Here is a 19,877-nt window from a genome sequence, read left to right as displayed (position 1 = left end):
CCTTCGCGAGCAGGCTCGCTCCCACAGAGGTTGAGTGAATCAGGTTATCCTGCACCCTCTGATTACGGACGCTTTTCCATGCTGGTGATTTCCAACAATGTGCATCTGCCGGATGCCGAGATCGAATTGACCGCCATCCGCGCGCAAGGCGCCGGTGGGCAGAACGTCAACAAGGTTTCCAGCGCCATGCATTTGCGCTTCGACATTCCCAACTCGTCATTGCCGGAGTTCTACAAGGAACGCCTGCTGGCGCTGCGTGACAGTCGCATCACCAGCGATGGCGTGCTGATCATCAAGGCGCAGCAATATCGAACCCAGGAAGCCAACCGCGCCGACGCGCTGGAGCGGCTGGTCGAACTGATTCTCAGCGCCACCAAAGTCGAAAAGAAACGCCGCCCGACCAAACCGACCCTCGGTTCGAAGAAGCGTCGGCTCGAGTCGAAAACCAAGCGCGGCAGTATCAAGGCCGGGCGCGGCAAAGTGGACTTCTAAACCTCGCGATACTTCGCCGTGTGCTTGTACAGATAGACACTCAAGCCAAGTCCGCTCAACGCCGCGAAGGCTGCGAACAGAAAGATCGAAGCAAAACCGAACCCCGCCGCAATCGCCCCGGCCAGCGGCCCGGTGATCCCCAGCGACAAATCAATGAACAGTGAATAGGCACCGACCGCCGCGCCACGGCTCGATGCCGGCACCAGATTCACCGCTTCCACGCCCAGCGCCGGGAATACCAGCGAGAAGCCAAAGCCGCTCAGCGCCGCACCGGCCAATGCCCAATGCGCATCGGGTGCAATCCATAGCAGCAACAAACCCAAGGTTTCCACCGACAGGCAGGCAATCGCCACGCGAAAGCCGCCGAGGCGGTTGATCAGATTGCCGAACAGCAGCCGCGCGCCGATGAAGCTGGCGCCGAACAGGCTCAGGCACAGCACGGCGTTGTCCCAGTGCTGGGTCGCGTAATACAGAGTGATGAACGTGGCGATGGTGCCAAAACCGATCGAGCCCAGCGCCAGTCCGCAGCCGTGGGGGAAGACTTTGCCCAGCACATGCATGAACGGCAGACGTTCGCCGGCAACAATCGGCGCAGCGGTTTTGGGCCATGCCAGCGCCAGACCGAGCAAAGCGAGGAGGATGATGCTCACGCCCATGCTCCACAGCCCCAGCCGGCTCACCAGCCAGACACCGAACGGCGCGCCGATCGCCAGGGCGCCATAACTTGCGATGCCGTTCCAGGAAATTACTTTCGCCGTATTCGCCGCGCCGACCCGACCGATGCCCCAGCCAATCGAGCCGGAACCGACCAGACTCTCGGCGCTGCCAAGTACCAGGCGGCCGATCAACAGGCTGATCAGGCTCAGCAGCGGCAGGTTCGGCGTCCACGCGGAAATCAGCATGAACACACCGCTCAAGCCGCAACCAGCCAGGCCAATCATCACTGCGCGTTTGCTGCCCTGGTTGTCGATGATCTTGCCCGCGTACGGGCGGCTGAGCAGGGTGGCGAGGTATTGCACGCTGATCACCAGCCCGGCGATCACCGCACCGAAACCGAGGTCACTGTGGACGTAGCCCGGCAACACGGCGAGCGGGATGCCGATGTTCAGGTAACCGATGAAGGTGAAAAGGACGATGGAGACTACTTGCAGCGTAACCGTCAGCGGACGCTGGGGCTCGGGTATAGACGACATGGGTAACGATCCACGGGAGCAGCAGATTAGATAGGCTGCTCATGATACCGGCGTGAACCGCTCAAGGGCGGGGAAAAGTAAAACTATTTGCCGGGCGGCGCGTTCAGGATTTTGCCGGAGCGACCAGTTGCGTGGTGACGAGGGCGGCGAGGGCGTTTTCTTCGCTGCCGAAACGCTCGAGCAGGGCGGCCTGTTTCTCGGGTGAGAGGCGATTCCAGATCTCGATCATTTTCTCGGTGGCGCCGATCAGCACGGCAGCTTGGCTTTCGGAGAATTCGTCGGTCATGGCGGGCTCGGGTTTCAGGCAGTGTGGAAAGCGCATGTTAGCGCTTTCCACACGGTCTGTACGGCGGGTCTTACTCTTCGCTGTCGGCTTTGCGGCTGTCAGCGGCTTCTTGCGGCTCGGGCTTTTCAGCACCGGCGTGTTGCGGGGTCGTCTGCTCAGGTATGTGCAGGCTTGGGAAGGGGAGATTGGGAATCTCGTGCATGGTTGCGCTCCTCGCTAAGTCTGTTGATAGATCAGGTGCTCCGCGCTTTACAAAGCCTGCGCAGGATACAGCAGGAAAAATGACAATCAGACTTTTAATTCAAATTAATGCGACAGATGGCCGCAGGGCGCGAGATCAACCGAAAACCAAATGTGGGAGCGGGCCCTGTGGTGAGGGGATTTATCCCCGCTGGGCTGCGAAGCTGCCCCAGACCCTGCATTCGCGGAATGTCTGACACTCCGCGAGCAACGGTGTACGACTGCTGCGCAGCCGGGCGGGGATAAATCCCCTCGCCACAAGGGCCCGCTCCGACCGGGTTGTGTACTCCAAAAACTATTTGCAGGCGTCAGCGATGGCGTCTGCGAGCAATGCGAGGCGGGTGGCATCAATGCCGGCGACGTTGGCCCGGCCAGAGCTGACCATGTACACGCTGTGCCGCTCGCGCAGGCTCTTCACCTGTTCCGGCGACAGGCCGGTGTAGGAGAACATCCCGCGTTGCACGCCGATGTGGGCAAAACGCTCGCGTAGACCATGCGGTTCCAGCGCTTCGACCAGACCGCTGCGCAACTGCGCGATTCGCAAGCGCATCGCTTCCACTTCATCGGCCCAGCGCGCTTTCAGCTCTGGATCGGCGAGGATGGTCGCGACCACTGCCGCGCCATGATCCGGCGGCGTCGACCACAGATTGCGGGCGATGTTGGCCAGTTGGCTGCGGATGTCGATGAGCTTGTCGGCGCTGGTCGCGCAGACGATCAGCGCCCCGGTACGGTCTCGATACAGACCAAAGTTCTTCGAGCAGGAACTGGTGATCAGCAGCTCTGGCACTTCGGCTGCGAACAACCGGGTCGACCAGGCGTCCTGTTCCAGGCCATCACCAAAACCCTGATAAGCGAAGTCGATCAGTGGCAGCAGATCGCGGCTGCGCACCACTTCAAGCACGCGCTTCCAGTCGTCATGGCTCAGGTCGAAACCGGTCGGGTTGTGGCAGCACGCATGCAGCAGCACCACGTCGCCCTTCGGCACTTCCTTGAGCACGGCGAGCATCGCTTCGACGTCGAGGCGGTTGTCACTGCCGACGTACGGGTAGTGGCTGACCTTGACCTTGGCGGCGGCGAAAATGGTTTCGTGGATCGGCCAGGTCGGGTTGCTCAACCACACGCCTTTGCCCGGCAGGCACTGCGCGATGAAGTCGGCCGCCAGACGCAGGGCACCGGTGCCGCCCGGGGTCTGGGTGGCGCCGGCGCGTTGTTCGGCGATCAGTTGCGAGTCGGCACCGAGCACCAGTTCATTGATAACCTTGCCGAACAATGGGTTGCCGTGGCCACCGATGTAAGTCTTGGTGTCCTGGCTTTCGACCAGTCGCGCTTCGGCGATTTTCACCGCTTCCGGGATCGGCGTCAGGCCCTGGGCATCCTTGTAGACGCCAACGCCGAGGTCGAACTTGCGCGGATTGGCATCCTGCGCATAGGCCTCCATCAAACCGAGAATCGGGTCGCCGGGGACCCGGCCGATGGCGTCGAAGTGCATTACTTGCGTCCTTCTGCGGTCTTGGCCACTTCGTCAGTGCGCGCAGCCATGATGAAGTCGTTGCGGTGCAGGCCTTTGATCGAGTGGCTCCACCAGGTCACGGTGACTTTGCCCCACTCGGTCAGCAGGCCCGGGTGGTGACCTTCGGCCTCGGAGATCTCGCCCACGGCGTTGGTGAACGCCAGCGCGTGCTTGAAGTTCTTGAACAGGAAAACTTTCTCCAGCTGCATGATGCCGTCGCGTACTTCGATGTTCCAGTCAGGGATCTGCTTGATCAGGATCGGCAGTTCTTCGTCGCTGACTTGTGGCGCATCGGCGCGGCAGGCTTCGCAGTGGGCTTGGTTCAAAGTCGACATGGTGTATTCCTGAAAACGAGTGTGTTTTTTATTAAAGCGCGTGTGCCGTCAATGCCGTCACGCTAAAGCAAAGTGGCGGCGACGGACAGACGCAATTGTCAGCAAAAGTCGCGGTTCAGGCGGCTTTGGGTTTCGGCGGAAATTTCGGCGCGTGCAAGCCCAACTGCATGCCTTGGCGAACCATGGCCATGATGTCTTCATGGGCCACATCGAACAGGCGCTTGAGATTGGGCAGGACGAAGTACAGCGGTTGCAGGATGTCGATGCGATACGGCGTGCGCATGGCTTCCAGCGGATCGAAAATCTGATGCTCGGGCTCGTCCGACAGGCAATAAACGGTTTCTTTCGGCGAGGACAGAATCCCGCCGCCGTAGATGCGCTTGCCTTGCGGGGTATCGACCAGACCGAATTCGATGGTCATCCAGTACAGCCGCGCCAGATACACGCGCTCTTCCTTCGTCGCTTGCAGGCCGAGCTTGCCGTAGGTGTGGGTGAATTCAGCGAAATACGGGTTGGTCAGCAACGGGCAATGACCAAAGATCTCGTGAAAGATGTCCGGCTCCTGCAGGTAGTCGAGTTCTTCGCGGGTACGAATGAAGGTGGCGACGGGGAATTGCTTGCTGGCAAGCAACTCGAAAAAGGTCTGGAAAGGAATCAGCGCCGGCACTCGGGCAACCTGCCAGCCGGTGGTCTCGCCGAGGACTTTATTGATCTCGGCCAGTTGCGGGATGCGGTCGTGGGGCAGACCGAGTTTTTCGATACCGTCCAGGTATTCCTGGCACGCGCGACCTTCAATCACCTTCAACTGGCGAGTGATCAGCGTGTTCCACACCGCATGTTCTTCGGCGGGGTAGTCGATAAAACCTTGCGCATCGGGCTCGCGAGCCACGTATTGCGTCTGCTTCATGCTGCTCTCCTGCTAGGAAATTCGTTTTTGTTATGTCCAGCGATGGGTAAAGGAATACCCGAGAGTGACAGGGCGTGCAGCATGTTGACCGGTGCGTGCGTAGGAAAATTCTGCGTATTTCGTAAAGTTATCGTTACGCTTTGTCGGGTAATGCGCATTTACGGTGATTGGCGGGTTTGAAAAGGGCAGGGGCTGTCACATAATCTTGACAATTATATGCGTGCCTCGACAGAAAACTCTGCCTCGGGCGCGCCACAAAACCCTGTGGGAGCGAGCCTGCTCGCGAAAGCGATCGATACTGGATGTGCTGGCGCCTTCGCGAGCAGGCTCGCTCCCACAAGGACATGTGTTTACTTCTCAAACCTGTCGGGCCTTTTTCTATGCGCATCAAAGTCCACTGCCAGAACCGCATCGGCATCCTGCGCGACATTCTCAATCTGCTGGTGGCGTACGGGATCAACGTTGCCCGCGGTGAAGTTGGCGGTGAGCATGGCAATGCGATCTACCTGCACTGCCCGAACCTGATCAACATCCAGTTCCAGGCATTGCGCCCCAAGTTCGAGGCGATCGGCGGGGTGTTTGGCGTCAAGCGCGTCGGGCTGATGCCCAGCGAACGTCGGCACATGGAATTGAACGCGCTGCTCGGCGCGCTGGAGTTTCCGGTGCTGTCGATCGACATGGGCGGCTCGATCGTTGCGGCCAACCGCGCGGCGGCGCAGTTGCTCGGGGTGCGCGTCGATGAAGTGCCGGGGATTCCGCTGTCGCGCTACGCCGAGGATTTCGACCTGCCGGAACTGGTGCGCGCCAACAAGTCTCGAATCAACGGCATGCGCGTCAAGGTCAAGGGCGACATCTTTCTCGCCGACATCGCGCCGCTGCAATCGGAGCACGATGACAGCGAGGCCATGGCCGGCGCCGTACTGACGCTGCACCGCGCCGACCGCGTCGGCGAGCGTATCTACAATGTGCGCAAGCAAGAGCTGCGCGGCTTCGACAGTATTTTCCAGAGCTCGAAAGTCATGGCTGCCGTGGTCCGCGAAGCGCGACGCATGGCGCCGCTGGATGCTCCGCTATTAATAGAAGGCGAAACCGGCACCGGCAAGGAACTGCTGGCGCGCGCCTGTCACCTCGCCAGCCCGCGTGGACAGTCACCGTTGATGGCGCTCAACTGCGCCGGACTGCCGGAGTCGATGGCCGAGACCGAACTGTTCGGCTACGGCCCCGGCGCCTTCGAGGGCGCGCGGGCCGAGGGCAAGCTAGGCCTGCTGGAGTTGACCGCTGGCGGCACGCTGTTTCTCGATGGCGTTGGCGAGATGAGCCCGCGTTTGCAGGTCAAGCTGCTGCGCTTTCTCCAGGACGGTTGCTTCCGTCGCGTCGGCAGTGATGAAGAGGTGTATCTGGATGTGCGGGTGATCTGCGCGACCCAGGTGGACTTGTCGGAACTGTGCGCGCGCGGTGAGTTTCGCCAGGATCTCTATCACCGCTTGAACGTGCTGTCGCTGCACATCCCGCCGCTGCGCGAATGCCTCGACGGTCTGACGCCGCTGGTTGAACACTTTCTCGATCAGGCCAGTCGGCAGATCGGCTGTCCGCTGCCGAAACTGGCCCCGGCGGCGATGGATCGCCTCAGCCATTACCACTGGCCGGGCAACGTACGGCAGCTGGAGAACGTGCTGTTCCAGGCGGTTTCCCTGTGCGACGGCGGCACGGTCAAGGCCGAACATATTCGCCTGCCGGATTACGGCGTGCGTCAGCCGCTTGGCGATTTCTCCCTGGACGGAAGTCTGGACGAGATCGTCGGGCGTTTCGAGAAGGCCGTGCTGGAACGCTTGTATTCCGAGCACCCGAGCAGTCGGCAGTTGGGCAAGCGACTCGGAGTGTCGCACACCACCATTGCCAACAAGCTGCGTGAGTATGAGGTGGGGAAAGACAGCGGAGCTTAAGATCAAAAGATCGCAGCCTTCGGCAGCTCCTACATTTGGAACGCGGTTTCCTGTAGGAGCTGCGGAACGCTGCGATCTTTTGATCTCTTGCCGCGAAGCGGCATGACACCGCCGGTTTTTCGTCTTCTGCCCATTTCAAATTCCCCCTCCGATCCCCTCAAGTCCCCTGTTTACCGGGCCTTCGCTCGCCAATATAAAGTTGGTCTGCAAATTGCTTATGGCTGAGCAGTACAGCGGTGGGCGGCAAACGTCCGGCATGCAGAGGAAACACAGTGGACAAGTACCTTTATGTGGCAATGACCGGCGCCAGCCAGAACGCACTGGCGCAGCGGGCGCATGCCAACAACCTGGCGAACATCTCCACCAACGGCTTTCAGCGCGACCTTGAACAGGCGCGTTCGATGCCGGTGTTTGGTGACAGCTTTCCGGCGCGCGCGTTTGCCATGAGCGAACGTCCCGCCACCGACTTCACCCCGGGCTCGCTGGTGCAGACCGGTCGCGACCTCGACGTCGCAGTGACCGGCAACGGTTTCATTGCCGTGCAGAACCCAAATGGCGGCGAAAGCTACGTGCGCACCGGCAGCCTCAACATCGACGCCCTCGGCGTATTGCGCGCCGGCAACGGCATGCCGGTGATCGGTAATGGCGGCCCGATCGCCGTGCCGCCCGAGCAGCAGGTCGAAGTCGGCGAAGACGGCACCATCAGCATCCGCGCGATGGGCGAGGGCCCGCGCGTCATGGCCGAAGTCGACCGGATCAAGCTGGTCAACCCGGACATCAAGAACATGAACAAAGGCCTCGACGGTTCGATTTACACCAAGGACGGCCAGCCGGCGCAAGCCGACGCCAACGTCAAACTGGTCTCGGGTTTCCTCGAGTCGAGCAACGTCAATGCCGTGGAAGAAATGACTTCGGTGCTGGCCCTGGCCAAGCAGTTCGAGTTGCACGTCAAGATGATGAACACCGCCAAAGACGACGACCAGGCCATGGCTCGGGTCTTGCAGATCAGCTAATTATCAGAACGTCGCGCCGTAAAACAGGCGCACGAGGAGAATCGAATGCTTCCGGCTCTATGGGTTGCCAAAACCGGTCTGTCCGCCCAGGACACCAACCTGACCACCATTTCCAACAACCTGGCGAACGTCTCGACCACGGGTTTCAAACGTGACCGTGCCGAGTTCCAGGACTTGCTCTATCAGATCAAGCGTCAGCCAGGCGCCCAGTCGACCCAGGACAGCGAACTGCCGTCGGGTCTGCAAGTGGGTACCGGTGTGCGCATTGTCGGCACCCAGAAAAACTTCACCGCCGGCAGTCTGCAAACCACCGAGCAGCCGCTGGACATGGCCATCGACGGTCGCGGTTTCTTCCAGATCCTGCAGCCGGACGGCACCACGTCCTACACCCGTGACGGTACTTTCCACCTCGACTCCAATGGCCAGATCGTCAACGCCAGCGGTTTCGCGCTGGAACCGGCGATCATCATCCCGAACGATGCGCAGACCTTCACTGTCGGCCGTGACGGCACCGTGTCGATCACTATCGCCGGCAACCCGGCCTCGCAAGTGATCGGCAATCTGCAGACCGCCGACTTCATCAACCCGGCCGGCCTGCAAGCCGTGGGCAACAACCTGTTCCTGGAAACCGCGGCTTCCGGCGCGCCGCAGATCGGCACCCCGGGCCTGAACGGTTTCGGTACCACGCTGCAGAACACCCTGGAAACGTCCAACGTCAGCACCGTTGAAGAGATGGTCAACATGATCACCACTCAACGCGCCTACGAGATGAACTCCAAGGTGATCTCCACCGCCGACCAGATGCTCTCGTTCGTAACGCAGAATCTGTAATCCAGTCTTTGGGGCGGCCTGAGGTCGCCAGCAACACCGTGAGGTAGGGTCATGAAGCGCTTTGTATCTGTTCTGGCATTGAGTGGGGTCGTCTCGCTCGCGGGCTGCGTCGCCCCGACGCCCAAGCCCAATGACCCTTACTACGCCCCGGTGTTGCCGCGCACACCGTTGCCGGCGGCTGCCAACAACGGCTCGATCTATCAGGCCGGTTTCGAGCAGAACCTGTACAGCGACCGCAAGGCGTTCCGGGTGGGTGACATCATCACCATCACCCTGAACGAGCGCACCCAGGCGAGCAAGAACGCCAACTCGCAGATGGACAAGAACAGCGATAACTCGATCGGTCTGACCTCGTTGTTCGGCTCCAGCCTGACCACCAACAACCCGATTGGTGGCGGTGACCTGAGCCTCAACGCCGGCTACAGTGCCGACCGTTCGACCAAGGGCGACGCCAAGTCCGGGCAGAGCAACAGCCTGACCGGCTCGATCACCGTGACCGTGGCCGACGTGCTGCCCAACGGCATCATCGCCGTGCGTGGCGAGAAGTGGCTTACGCTCAACACCGGTGACGAACTGGTGCGCATCGCCGGCATGGTCCGCGCCGATGACATCGCGACCGACAACACCGTGTCGTCGACCCGTGTCGCCGATGCGCGCATCACCTACTCGGGTACCGGCGCGTTTGCCGATACGAGTCAGCCAGGCTGGTTCGACCGTTTCTTCCTCAGCCCGCTGTTCCCTTTCTAGGTGGCTACGTTGAATCTGAAAAGCCTTATGGTGGCCGCGTTGTTGATGTCTGCGGCGTTCACTGCACACGCCGAGCGGCTGAAAGACATCGCCAGCATTTCCGGCGTGCGCTCCAACCAGTTGATCGGTTACGGCCTGGTGGTCGGGCTTAACGGCACCGGTGACCAGACGACGCAGACCCCGTTCACCCTGCAGACCTTCAACAACATGCTCTCGCAGTTCGGCATCAAGGTGCCGCCGGGATCGGGCAACGTGCAGTTGAAGAACGTCGCGGCGGTGTCGGTGAGTGCCGATCTGCCGGCGTTCGCCAAGCCAGGTCAGCAAGTCGACATCACTGTGTCTTCGATCGGTAACTCCAAGAGCCTGCGCGGCGGCACCTTGTTGCTGACGCCGCTCAAGGGTATCGACGGCAACGTCTATGCGATCGCTCAGGGCAACCTGGTGGTCGGCGGTTTCGACGCTGAAGGTCGTGACGGTTCGAAGATCACCGTCAACGTTCCGTCGGCCGGTCGCATCCCTGGCGGTGCTTCGGTAGAGCGTGCAGTGCCGAGCGGTTTCAACCAGGGCAACAGCCTGACGCTGAACCTCAATCGCTCCGACTTCACCACCGCCAAGCGCATCGTCGACAAGGTCAACGACATGCTCGGCCCTGGCGTCGCCCAAGCCATCGACGGCGGTTCGGTGCGCGTGACTGCGCCGCTGGATCCGAGCCAGCGCGTCGACTACCTGTCGATCCTGGAAAACCTTGAAATCGATCCGGGTCAGGCGGTGGCGAAAGTCATCATCAACTCGCGCACCGGCACCATCGTCATCGGCCAGAACGTGAAAGTGTCGCCAGCCGCCGTGACCCACGGCAGCCTGACCGTGACCATCACCGAAGACCCGATCGTCAGCCAGCCAGGTCCGCTGTCCAACGGCCAGACCGCCGTCGTACCGCGCTCGCGAGTGAATGCCGAACAGGAAGCCAAACCGATGTTCAAGTTCGGCCCTGGCACCACCCTCGACGAGATCGTCCGTGCGGTGAACCAGGTCGGCGCAGCACCGGGTGACTTGATGGCGATTCTCGAAGCTCTGAAGCAGGCCGGCGCATTGCAAGCCGACCTGATCGTGATCTGAGGCCGACCCCCATGGATATGCGCAAAAGCGGTCTGGTCAGCAGCAGCGATTCGGGTTCCTACTCCGACCTCAATCGTCTGAACCAGCTCAAGGTCGGCGACAAGAACAGCGACGAAAACATGCGCAAGGTGGCGCAGGAATTCGAGTCGCTGTTCCTCGGCGAAATGCTCAAGTCGATGCGTTCGGCCACCGAAGCGCTCGGCCAGGACAACCCGCTGAACACACCTGCGGCCAAGCAGTATCAGGAAATGTACGACCAGCAACTGGCGGTTTCCATGTCCCGCGAGGGCGGTGGTATCGGCCTGGCCGACGTGCTGATCCGGCAGATGTCGAAGAACAAGCCGATGGCCCCGGGCGAGGCAGCGGCCGCGTCCGCCGCCAAGCAACAGGAAGCGCTGGCCAAGGCCGCCGCCGTGCCGACGCCGATTGCCGCCGGCACCGTTGCCACCGGTCCGCTGTCGCGGGTCAATGGCGAGCGTCCGTTGTGGGCATCGCGTTCGGTGCATGCGCCGAACAACACCGATATTTCCCATCGCAATGACATGGCACTGCTCAATCAGCGGCGTCTGGCATTGCCGCCGAAACTGGCCGATCGCTTGCTCGCTGGTCTGGTGCCGTCGGCGCCGAGCGTGGCCACTGCGACCACTGCAGCAGCGGCGACCAACGCCTTGCCGCAACGGGCTGCGACTACCGCCGTCACAGGCTCCGGCGCGTTGTACAACGGCGACTGGCTGGCCCGTGCCGAAGAGCAGAAAGCTGCCGGCGGGCAGATGCAGGTCTATGGCCGCGCCATGGCGCAGATTCCGCTGGCACCGGCGAAGAAGGCCTTCAGTTCCGCCGACGAATTCGTCAACACCATGCTGCCGATGGCCAAGGAAGCCGCCGACCGCATCGGCGTCGATCCACGCTATCTGGTGGCGCAAGCGGCACTGGAAACCGGTTGGGGCAAATCGGTCATGCGCGCCCAGGATGGCAGCAGCAGCCACAACCTGTTCGGCATCAAGGCGAGCAGCAACTGGAAGGGCGATTCGGCCCGCGCGATCACCAGCGAGTTCCGCAATGGTGCGATGGTCAAGGAGACGGCCGAGTTCCGTTCCTACGCCTCGTACAAGGACAGCTTCCACGATCTGGTGACGTTGCTGCAGAGCAACAATCGCTATCAAGAAGTGCTGAAGTCGGCCGATAACCCAGAACAGTTTGTACGCGAGTTGCAGAAGGCCGGTTACGCCACCGACCCGAACTACGCGACGAAGATTTCGCAAATTGCCAAGCAGATGAACAGTTTTGAAAACTACGCTGCGGCGGGTGTCTCCACCACGCCTTTATAAGGCACCAGGTAATAAGGTCTGAACCATGAGTTTGCTCAATATCGGGATGTCGGGACTGTCGGCCAGCCAGTCCTCTCTGGCTACGACAGGCAACAACATTGCCAACGTCGACACCGCCGGTTATTCACGTCAGCAAACCGTGCAGGGCACCAAGTCCTCGCAGCAGTACGGCAACGTTTTCATCGGCACGGGCACGACCCTGGCTGACGTGCGTCGGGTGTACAACTCGTACCTGGAATCGCAACTGCACACCGCGACTTCGCTGGACAGCGAATCGGCTGCGTTTCTCAAGCAGGCGACGCCGCTGGACGCCATGCTGTCGGACACCAACACCGGCCTGACCGGCGTGCTGCAGAAATTCTTCACCTCGATGCAGGGCGTATCGACCTCGGCCACCGATGACACTTCGCGTCAGTCGGTGCTGACCGGTGCGCAGGCGCTGACCAGCCGTTTCAATACCCTGGCCAAGCAGCTCAACGATCAGAACACCACGATCAACGGCAGCCTCGGCGACATGACCGCCCAGGTGAACAAACTTGCCACCTCGATTGCCAATCTCAACCAGAAGATCGGCGAAATCTCCACCAGTGGCGGGGCGCCGAACGACCTGCTCGACAGCCGTAACGAAGCCGTGCGTCAGCTCTCGGAGCTGACCGGTGCCCAGGTCGTCGAGCGCGGCACCAGCTTCGACATCTATGTCGGCAGCGGCCAGCCGCTGGTCATCGGCAACACCACCAACAGCCTGAGCATGGTCGCGAGCAAGACCGACCCGTCGCGCATGTCGATCCAGATGGATCGCGGTTCGAGCACCATCGACATCACTTCGGTGATCAGCGGCGGCGAAATCGGCGGTCTGCTGACCTATCGCAAGGAGGTCCTCGACCCGTCGCTCAACGAGCTCGGGCGCGTGGCCCTGGTGATTGCCGATCAGGTCAACAGCCAGCAAGCCCAGGGCATCGACAAGAACGGTGACTTCGGCGCGGCGATTTTCAACAACATCAACAGTGCCGCCCTGATCAGTCAGCGCAGCATTGCGAAGGACGGCAACAGCGCCGGCTCCGGCAACCTCGATGTGACCATCAAGGACACCGGCAAGCTGACCACCAGCGACTATCAGGTGACCTTCACCAGCGCCACCGATTACACCGTCAAACGTTCCGACGGCACCGATCTGGGCGCATTCAGCACCAACACCAGTCCGCCGCCAGTGATCGATGGCTTCACCCTGGCCTTGAAGGGCGGCGCGCTGAGTGCCGGTGACTCGTTCAAAGTCACGCCGACCCGCAACGCGGCGGCGAGCATTCAGACCGTGCTCAGCGATCCGAAGAAAATCGCTGCGGCAGGTCCGCTGACCGGCGTTGCCAGCGCCAACGGTCTGGGCACTTACACCCAGCCGACGCTCAGCGACAAGATCGACATCTACAACCCGACTGCCCAGGCCGACATGCAGGCGGCGCTGAAGAATTCGACACCGGTCAAATTGGTATTCGGCGCAGCCAGCGGTGGCAGCCAGTCGTACAACCTGGTCGACGCCAAGGGCGCGACCATTGGCACCGGCACCATCGTGCCCGGCCAGTCGAACACGCTGAACCTGAAAGTCGGCATCGTCGATGCCAGCGGCAATCCGGTGATGGACACCACGGTCACGCCGAACGTGCAGAAGACCTTCACCGTGCAGACCACCGTGGGCGGCACGCCGAAATCCGGCGAGACCTTCACCATGAACCTGACTGGCGCGGCGTCTTCGGACAACCGCAACGCCCAGGCACTGGTCGCGTTGCAAACCAAACAGACCGTGGACACCGGTTCGGCGAGCAAGGGCATCAGCCTGACCGACGCCTACAACACCCTGGTGACCAACGTCGGTACCAAGACCGCCCAAGGCAAGTCCGACAGCGCCGCGACCACGGCGATTCTGGAGAACGCCAAGGGTGCCCGCGATTCGCTTTCCGGGGTCAACCTGGACGAAGAAACCGGCAACCTGGTCAAGTACCAGCAGTACTACACAGCGTCTTCGCAGATCATCAAAGCTGCGCAGGAAACTTTCGCCACGCTGATCAACAGCCTTTAAGGAGTCGTAATTCATGCGCATTTCCACCGCCCAGTATTACGGAACGCAAGCTTCGGATTATCAGCGTAACTTCAACAAGGCCGTCGCCACCGCGAGCGAGGCGAGCAGCCTGCAGCGCATCAACACCGCCGCCGATGATCCGGTCGGGGCCGGGCGCTTGCTGCAATTGGGCCAGCAGGCCGCGATGCTCGATCAGTACAAGACCAACGTCAACACCACCAAAAGTGCCTTGACCGTGCAGGAGTCCACGCTGGATTCGATCACCACGGCGTTGGCACGAGCCAAGGAACTTGCGCTGGCGGCGAACAACGGCACGATCACCGACAAGGACCGCCAGGCTTACGCCTCGGAGATGGGCGAGATCCAGCAACAAGTGCTGGGCCTGATGAACGCCAAGGATGCCAACGGCAACTACCTGTTCTCCGGTTCGAAAACCGATACCGCACCGTACTCGAAGAATTCTGACGGCACATTCAGCTACAACGGCGACCAGACCACCATCGATCTGGGCATCGGCGACGGCATGACCGTGGGTACCAACACCACTGGTTGGGATGCGTTCCAGCAGACCATCAATACTGGCCGCACCAACACCAAGATGACTGCGCCTGCTGTGGATGACGGCCGTGTCGTGCTGTCCAACGGCACCGTCGGCACTGCCGCCACTTACGACGCCAAGTTCACCGCCGGGCAGCCGTATACCATCGATTTCGTCAGCAGCACGCAGCTGAAAATCACCGATGCCCTGGGCAACGATGTGACGGCCGAAGCGAGCCAGAATGGCTTGATCAGCAACAGCAGCGGCGCCAACCAGACCGTCAGCTTCCGTGGCGTCGACCTCAAGCTGAACGTCAACCTGAAGGCCGGCGATAGCAATCCGGACGCCGTTATCGCAGGGCACAGTTTTCAGCTGTCCGCGTCGCCGGACTCGTTCACGACCACGCGTAATCCGGGTAACCCGTCCACCAGCGTGATCACCGGTTCGACCATCACCGATCAGGCGGCCTACACTGCAGCGTTTCCGCAGGGCGGCGCAGTGCTCAAGTTCACCAGCGCTACTGCGTTCGATCTGTATGCCGCGCCAGTGACGGCCGACAGCAAGCCGGTTTCGTCGGGCACGGTGGCCGGCGGTAACGCGACTGCTGCCGGGGTGACTTTCGCTCTGGGCAACACGCCGGCTGCGGGTGATCAGTTCTCGATCCAGCCGAACAATCACCAGACCCAGAACGTGCTCGACACCCTGGGCCAGATGATCACTGCACTGAACACGCCGGTCGACGGTGACCCGGTTGCCAAGCAGAAATTGCAGGGCGCGATGGAAGCAGGCCTCGGCAACATCGACGCTGCCGCCAATCAGATCGGCACCGCAGTCACCACCATTGGTGCGCGCGGTCAGGCGCTGGACATGCAGACCATCACCAATGACAGCCTGACCACGGCCAACAGCACGACCCAAGGCTCGATCCGTGATTCCGATCCGGCCGAAGTCATGACCCGTCTGACCCTGCAACAGACCATGCTGCAAGCCGCGCAACTGGCATTCAGCAAGATCAGCCAGTTGGGCCTGTTCAACAAGATCTGATGGTTGCCGGGCGCGTGAGCGCCCGTTTTCAGTCAATGTTTTTTCGCGGTACCCAGGGCTCGCTTTTCCGAGCGGGCTCGTACCGCCTGTGAGCCCGCCGTGAATTCACTTCCCCTCGTCAGCATCACCATTCCTGCGTTCAATCCGCGCTTTTTCGAGCGCACGCTCAACAGTGCCGTCAGCCAGACTTACGGCAATCTCGAGATCGTCGTGTGCGATGACAGTCGTGGTGATGAAATCGAGACCGTCGTCAGCACGGTGATCGAGCAGACGGGCGTGGCGGTGCGGTACGTGCGCAACCCACAGACGTTGGGACTGGTGGGCAACCTGAAGGTCTGCCTCGAGCAGGCGCGCGGCGAGTTCATTAAATTCCTCTGCGACGATGATTTGCTCTACTCGGCCTGTATCGAACAGCAAGCCCATGAGTTGCAGCGCGAAGAAGTCAGTCTGGTGGTCGCGCAGCGGCTGTTGTGGGACGCCAACGACATCATCCTGCCGGCGCGTCTGGAAAACAGTTCGTTGTCGCCGGTCAGCGGCTTGCTCAAGGGCGACGATGTCCTGAGCATTTTCGAAAAATTCCCGGTCAACGTCCTCGGCGGTTTCAGCAGTGCGCTGTTCCGGCGCGCCGACGTCGCCGAGCTGTTGCCAGCCCTGACGGAAGACGGCGCGTGCTTCGTTGCGACCCTGGATTTTGCCCTGTACGTCTGCCTGCTGCGGCGCGGCAATCTGGTGACATCGAACAATGTCCTGAGCGCCGAGCGCCTGTATCCGGAACGCCTGAGCGCACAGCAAGCGATGAAGGACGCGGCAGAGATCGAGCGTGAGTGGATTTCGCAAATGCTCAAGGTCCGTAGCGGCGAGTCGGCACCGGCGCAGGGTTGGGTTCGCTATGTACAACTGACCAAGGCCGACGAGTCGCCACGGGTCTGGGAAGAGCTGCCGCTGAGCCGCACCCTGGGTTCCAAGCAGAGCCGTCAGGAGCTGGGCGTGGGTGTCGACAGCTTCAGTTTCGGCGAACTCTATGCGCAGTGGCTGGCGTGTCGGGTGCTCACCGAGGCGCAGCGCCAGTGGCTGCCGGAGACCCTCGCCGGCTGGCCGCAGCAGCCGCGCATCGTGCCGATCATCATCGACGCGCACGGCAGTCGCGACAACCTTCAGCGTACCCTTGAGGCCCTCGCTGCCCAGGATTACCCGCCGGAACTTGTGCTGGTGCTGTCCGCAGCCTGTACCGAAGCGCAGTTGCACGAGCGCGTGTTCCACATGCCGTTGCAGGATGACGGTCTGGAGCAGATCAACACGCTGCTGCCGCAGCTGGAAGGCGCCGACTGGTTCTACCTGCTGCAACCCGGTGACTGCCCGGTGGCGCCGGCGTTGCTAGTGATGGCTGACCGCATTGCGCATTCGCGCGCGCTGACCTGCCTCTACAGCGACGAAGGCAGTTTGCGCGACGGTGAATCGGCCGAGCCGGCATTCAAGCCGGATTTCAACCTCGACCTCATGCGCAGTTATCCGTATGTCGGCCGCGCGCTGGCGTTCCAGCGTGAGCGCTTTCTGGCACTCGGCGGTTTCGCCCCGACGTTCGCCGAACTGGCGCCCCATGATGTGCTCTGGCGGATGGTCGAAAGCGATGGCTTGCAGGTCGTCGGACACATCGCTGAGGTACTGCTGGAGTCCAAGTTCGACCTGTCGCAATGGCTGACGGAACCGGGCGTCGTCGAGCAAAGCCCGCGCATTCTCCAAGCGCATCTGCAACGTCTGGGAATCGCTCACGACATCCGCCGCGGCAGCCGGGAACTGCTCAACCGTGTCGACTATCACCACGCCCGTCGTCCCTTGGTCTCGGTGATCATCGTCACCCAGGACCAGACCGCAGCCTTGCAGCGCTGTGTCGAGACGCTGCTGGAAAAGACCGCTTACAGCGAGTACGAATTGCTCCTGGTCGACAACGGCAGCGAAAGCGTGGAAGCGCTGGCATGGCTCGATGGCATGGCGCAACTGGGCGGTGAACGCATTCGCGTGCTCAAGTATCCGCAGAAGGGCAATGCCGCCGCCGTGCACAATTTCGCCGTGCAACAGGCGCGTGGTGAATACGTGCTGATGCTCAATGCCTTCGCCGTGATCACCCAGGCGGACTGGCTCGACGAATTGCTCAATCATGCGCAACGGCCGGAAGTCGGTGTGGTCGGCGCCAAGTTGTTCAACCCGGACGGCGGCGTGCTGCACGCCGGCCTGATTCTCGGTTTGAACGGGCCGGTCGGCCTGCCGTTCTATGGCCAGCCCATGCAGTCGGAAGGCTATATGTTCCGCTTGCAGGCGGTGCATGACCTGAGCGCAGTGGGCGGTGACTGCCTGATGATTCGCAAGTCGGTATTCGACGCCGCTGGCGGTCTCGACGAGCAGGATTTCAAGCAGACGCTGAATGTCGTTGACCTGTGTCTGCGCGTCGGCCGCGACGGCTATCTGGTAGTGATGAACCCGCACGCCGTGCTGGCGGTGGGCGCGCGTCCAAGTACCGCAGCGACTGCGCAAGAGGAAGCGCTGCACGCCGAGGAGAAGGACACCTTTTATCAGCGCTGGCTGCCACTGATTGCGCGCGACCCCGCCTACAACGTCAACCTGACGTTGCAGGGCGTGGGCGCCACCAACTTCAGTCTGGAGCCTGGCCTGCGTACCGGCTGGAGTGCGTTTTCCAAGGCGCAACTGCCCAATGTGCTGGCGGTGCCGATCAATGCCTCTGCCATCGGCCACTACCGCATGAGCCAGCCGATGATCGAGCTGGAAGCGGCCAATCGGGTGGAAGGGCGCATCTGCTACGGCTTGCCGTCGATCATCGATATCGAGCGGCAATCGCCCGATGTGATCGTCCTGCAAGGGCGCTATTCGGAACATGCGATTGATGAAATCCCGCCGCTGAAGAAGTTCTTCAACGCCCGGCGGATCTTCGAACTCGACGATTATGTGATCGACGTTCCTCATCGCAACGCACACATCCGCAACATGCCGAGCAAGCAGGACATGGAGCGCATGGTGCGCCGGGCGATCGGCTTGTGTGATCGCGTGGTGGTCTCGACCGCGCCGCTGGCCAACGCGCTGTCGGACATGCACCACGACATTCGTGTGGTGCCGAACATGCTGGCCAAGGACCTCTGGGGGCACCTGCGCAGCCAGCGCCGCACCTCGAAAAAGCCGCGCGTCGGCTGGGGCGGCGGCACCAGTCACCACGGTGATCTGGCCGTGATCGCCGATGTGGTCCGCGAGCTGGCCAATGAAGTGGACTGGGTGTTCTTCGGCATGTGCCCGGATGATCTGCTGCCGTACATGCATGAGTTTCACGGAGTGATCCCGCTGGATGTCTATCCGGCAAAACTGGCCAGCCTGAACCTGGATCTGGCGCTGGCACCGTTGGAGTTCCACATCTTCAACGACTGCAAGAGCAACCTGCGGCTGCTCGAGTACGGCGCCTGCGGTTTCCCGGTGGTCTGCACCGACACCGAGGCTTATCGCGGCTACTTGCCGTGCACGCGGGTCAAGACCAACAGCACCGATGAGTGGCTGCAGGCGATTCGCATGCATCTGGCTGACCCGGATGCCAGTTATCGCATGGGTGACGAGTTGCGCGAGGTGGTGCTGCGCGATTACGTGTTGCGCGGGGATAACCTGCGGTATTGGGAATATGGCTGGCTGGCGGACTGATCTTTCAGATGGGCGACCTTTTGGGTCGCCTTTTTTTGGGGGGCTTGGCGGCCTCTGGGCCGACCAGGCTCTTGGGTTTTGGGGGTATATCCGTTTTTGCGGTGCTGCGGCTGGCGGTTTCGCCCTTACGGCGAGGCACTTTTTCCAGACGCCGAAAAAGTACCCAAAAAGGCTTGCTCCTGCGTTCGGCCCTCGCAGGCTCGGGTTCCTTCGCTGCGGGATCGATCCGGACGCAGCGGCTACGGTTTGCTTCGCTGCACCTCCTTCCGCTGTGTCTGGCTGCGCCAGACGGTCGCTGCGCTCCCACGCCCGGATCAATCCCTCCACTCAGCCTTCCGACGTCGCCCGTGGATCAAAGGCAAGATCAAAAGCACTCGAGCTTGCGCTCATTGTTGAGTGGGGCGGCTTTGCCGCGGGCAGCTGCGCTGCTTGGGTTTTGTAGGAGCGAGCCTGCTCGCGAAGGCGGCCTGACAGCCGACCTTTTCTTGAGTGGTACGCGATCCACCTGTAGATACCGTCTTGAGCCTCACCGGGCAAGCGCAAGTTTCGGGTCATATGGCAGTCCTGACTTGAGCACTCCGTAAACGAAG

16 protein-coding genes are annotated in these 19,877 nt (G+C 61.5%); 10 read left to right on the top strand and 6 right to left on the bottom strand.

Annotated features, from left to right (window positions below):
- Nucleotides 1–78 precede the first annotated feature (78 nt).
- The gene (gene arfB, locus PspCFBP13508_RS26910) at nucleotides 79–492 is read left to right on the top strand and encodes an alternative ribosome rescue aminoacyl-tRNA hydrolase ArfB (RefSeq protein ID WP_016771119.1); all 414 of its coding nucleotides are present in this window, start codon (nucleotides 79–81) and stop codon (nucleotides 490–492) included.
- On the opposite strand, the gene PspCFBP13508_RS26905 is transcribed toward arfB, so the two are convergent.
- The 6 genes from PspCFBP13508_RS26905 to phhA form a co-directional block, all read right to left on the bottom strand.
- Complete coding sequence (locus PspCFBP13508_RS26905; protein ID WP_038861083.1) at nucleotides 489–1,676, bottom strand: MFS transporter; 1,188 nt, start codon at nucleotides 1,674–1,676, stop codon at nucleotides 489–491. The two genes, arfB and PspCFBP13508_RS26905, sit on opposite strands and share 4 nt — an antisense overlap.
- A gap of 112 nt (nucleotides 1,677–1,788) precedes the next feature.
- Nucleotides 1,789–1,971 (bottom strand): hypothetical protein, encoded by a 183-nt coding sequence (locus tag PspCFBP13508_RS26900; protein ID WP_039761215.1) that lies wholly within the window; start codon nucleotides 1,969–1,971, stop codon nucleotides 1,789–1,791.
- Nucleotides 1,972–2,041: 70 nt separating this feature from the next.
- The gene (locus PspCFBP13508_RS27785) at nucleotides 2,042–2,173 is read right to left on the bottom strand and encodes a hypothetical protein (protein WP_275551351.1); all 132 of its coding nucleotides are present in this window, start codon (nucleotides 2,171–2,173) and stop codon (nucleotides 2,042–2,044) included.
- Between the two features lie 333 nt (nucleotides 2,174–2,506).
- Complete coding sequence (locus PspCFBP13508_RS26895; protein WP_137216247.1) at nucleotides 2,507–3,700, bottom strand: amino acid aminotransferase; 1,194 nt, start codon at nucleotides 3,698–3,700, stop codon at nucleotides 2,507–2,509.
- Nucleotides 3,700–4,056, bottom strand: a complete 357-nt coding sequence (locus PspCFBP13508_RS26890; RefSeq protein ID WP_016771115.1) for a 4a-hydroxytetrahydrobiopterin dehydratase — start codon at nucleotides 4,054–4,056, stop codon at nucleotides 3,700–3,702. Before PspCFBP13508_RS26890 ends, PspCFBP13508_RS26895 begins: the two co-directional genes overlap by 1 nt.
- A gap of 115 nt (nucleotides 4,057–4,171) precedes the next feature.
- Nucleotides 4,172–4,963 carry a phenylalanine 4-monooxygenase gene (gene phhA, locus PspCFBP13508_RS26885; RefSeq protein WP_133340600.1) on the bottom strand — a complete coding sequence of 264 codons (792 nt, stop codon included), beginning with the start codon at nucleotides 4,961–4,963 and terminating at the stop codon, nucleotides 4,172–4,174.
- Between the two features lie 380 nt (nucleotides 4,964–5,343).
- On the opposite strand from phhA, the gene PspCFBP13508_RS26880 reads away from it, so the two are divergent.
- The 9 genes from PspCFBP13508_RS26880 (at nucleotide 5,344) to PspCFBP13508_RS26840 (ending at nucleotide 19,287) form a co-directional block, all read left to right on the top strand.
- Nucleotides 5,344–6,906, top strand: a complete 1,563-nt coding sequence (locus PspCFBP13508_RS26880; protein ID WP_122611664.1) for a sigma-54-dependent transcriptional regulator — start codon at nucleotides 5,344–5,346, stop codon at nucleotides 6,904–6,906.
- 272 nt (nucleotides 6,907–7,178) lie between these two features.
- On the top strand, nucleotides 7,179–7,919 hold the full coding sequence (locus PspCFBP13508_RS26875) for a flagellar basal body rod protein FlgF (RefSeq protein ID WP_137216246.1): 741 nt from the start codon (nucleotides 7,179–7,181) through the stop codon (nucleotides 7,917–7,919).
- 45 nt (nucleotides 7,920–7,964) lie between these two features.
- Nucleotides 7,965–8,750 (top strand): flagellar basal-body rod protein FlgG, encoded by a 786-nt coding sequence (gene flgG, locus PspCFBP13508_RS26870; protein ID WP_016771111.1) that lies wholly within the window; start codon nucleotides 7,965–7,967, stop codon nucleotides 8,748–8,750.
- Between the two features lie 51 nt (nucleotides 8,751–8,801).
- Nucleotides 8,802–9,497 carry a flagellar basal body L-ring protein FlgH gene (gene flgH / locus PspCFBP13508_RS26865; RefSeq protein WP_016771110.1) on the top strand — a complete coding sequence of 232 codons (696 nt, stop codon included), beginning with the start codon at nucleotides 8,802–8,804 and terminating at the stop codon, nucleotides 9,495–9,497.
- Between the two features lie 27 nt (nucleotides 9,498–9,524).
- Nucleotides 9,525–10,613: a flagellar basal body P-ring protein FlgI gene (locus PspCFBP13508_RS26860; RefSeq protein WP_024012083.1), complete on the top strand. Its 1,089-nt coding sequence runs from the start codon at nucleotides 9,525–9,527 to the stop codon at nucleotides 10,611–10,613.
- An 11-nt stretch (nucleotides 10,614–10,624) separates the two neighbouring features.
- Nucleotides 10,625–11,941, top strand: coding sequence for a flagellar assembly peptidoglycan hydrolase FlgJ (flgJ, locus tag PspCFBP13508_RS26855; protein ID WP_130912070.1), 1,317 nt, complete (start codon nucleotides 10,625–10,627; stop codon nucleotides 11,939–11,941).
- Between the two features lie 25 nt (nucleotides 11,942–11,966).
- Nucleotides 11,967–14,012, top strand: a complete 2,046-nt coding sequence (gene flgK / locus PspCFBP13508_RS26850) for a flagellar hook-associated protein FlgK (protein ID WP_130912069.1) — start codon at nucleotides 11,967–11,969, stop codon at nucleotides 14,010–14,012.
- A gap of 13 nt (nucleotides 14,013–14,025) precedes the next feature.
- Nucleotides 14,026–15,594 carry a flagellar hook-associated protein 3 gene (locus PspCFBP13508_RS26845; protein WP_137216245.1) on the top strand — a complete coding sequence of 523 codons (1,569 nt, stop codon included), beginning with the start codon at nucleotides 14,026–14,028 and terminating at the stop codon, nucleotides 15,592–15,594.
- Between the two features lie 99 nt (nucleotides 15,595–15,693).
- Nucleotides 15,694–19,287, top strand: a complete 3,594-nt coding sequence (locus tag PspCFBP13508_RS26840; protein ID WP_137216244.1) for a glycosyltransferase — start codon at nucleotides 15,694–15,696, stop codon at nucleotides 19,285–19,287.
- Nucleotides 19,288–19,877 lie beyond the last annotated feature (590 nt).

It is taken from the genome of Pseudomonas sp. CFBP13508 (assembly GCF_005233515.1).
GTDB lineage: Bacteria > Pseudomonadota > Gammaproteobacteria > Pseudomonadales > Pseudomonadaceae > Aquipseudomonas > Aquipseudomonas mercuritolerans.
The sequence above is the reverse complement of the archived record's forward strand: the minus strand, read 5'-3'. Positions and strand labels throughout refer to the sequence as shown.

What these genes read in the sequence shown, in the direction of transcription:
- arfB (WP_016771119.1), top strand. Translation starts at nt 79, where the DNA reads ATGCTGGTGATTTCCAACAATGTGCATCTGCCGGATGCCGAGATCGAA.
- PspCFBP13508_RS26900 (WP_039761215.1), bottom strand. Translation starts at nt 1,971, where the DNA reads ATGACCGACGAATTCTCCGAAAGCCAAGCTGCCGTGCTGATCGGCGCC.
- PspCFBP13508_RS27785 (WP_275551351.1), bottom strand. Translation starts at nt 2,173, where the DNA reads ATGCACGAGATTCCCAATCTCCCCTTCCCAAGCCTGCACATACCTGAG.
- PspCFBP13508_RS26895 (WP_137216247.1), bottom strand. Translation starts at nt 3,700, where the DNA reads ATGCACTTCGACGCCATCGGCCGGGTCCCCGGCGACCCGATTCTCGGT.
- PspCFBP13508_RS26890 (WP_016771115.1), bottom strand. Translation starts at nt 4,056, where the DNA reads ATGTCGACTTTGAACCAAGCCCACTGCGAAGCCTGCCGCGCCGATGCG.
- phhA (WP_133340600.1), bottom strand. Translation starts at nt 4,963, where the DNA reads ATGAAGCAGACGCAATACGTGGCTCGCGAGCCCGATGCGCAAGGTTTT.
- PspCFBP13508_RS26880 (WP_122611664.1), top strand. Translation starts at nt 5,344, where the DNA reads ATGCGCATCAAAGTCCACTGCCAGAACCGCATCGGCATCCTGCGCGAC.
- flgG (WP_016771111.1), top strand. Translation starts at nt 7,965, where the DNA reads ATGCTTCCGGCTCTATGGGTTGCCAAAACCGGTCTGTCCGCCCAGGAC.
- flgH (WP_016771110.1), top strand. Translation starts at nt 8,802, where the DNA reads ATGAAGCGCTTTGTATCTGTTCTGGCATTGAGTGGGGTCGTCTCGCTC.
- PspCFBP13508_RS26860 (WP_024012083.1), top strand. Translation starts at nt 9,525, where the DNA reads ATGGTGGCCGCGTTGTTGATGTCTGCGGCGTTCACTGCACACGCCGAG.
- flgJ (WP_130912070.1), top strand. Translation starts at nt 10,625, where the DNA reads ATGGATATGCGCAAAAGCGGTCTGGTCAGCAGCAGCGATTCGGGTTCC.
- flgK (WP_130912069.1), top strand. Translation starts at nt 11,967, where the DNA reads ATGAGTTTGCTCAATATCGGGATGTCGGGACTGTCGGCCAGCCAGTCC.
- PspCFBP13508_RS26845 (WP_137216245.1), top strand. Translation starts at nt 14,026, where the DNA reads ATGCGCATTTCCACCGCCCAGTATTACGGAACGCAAGCTTCGGATTAT.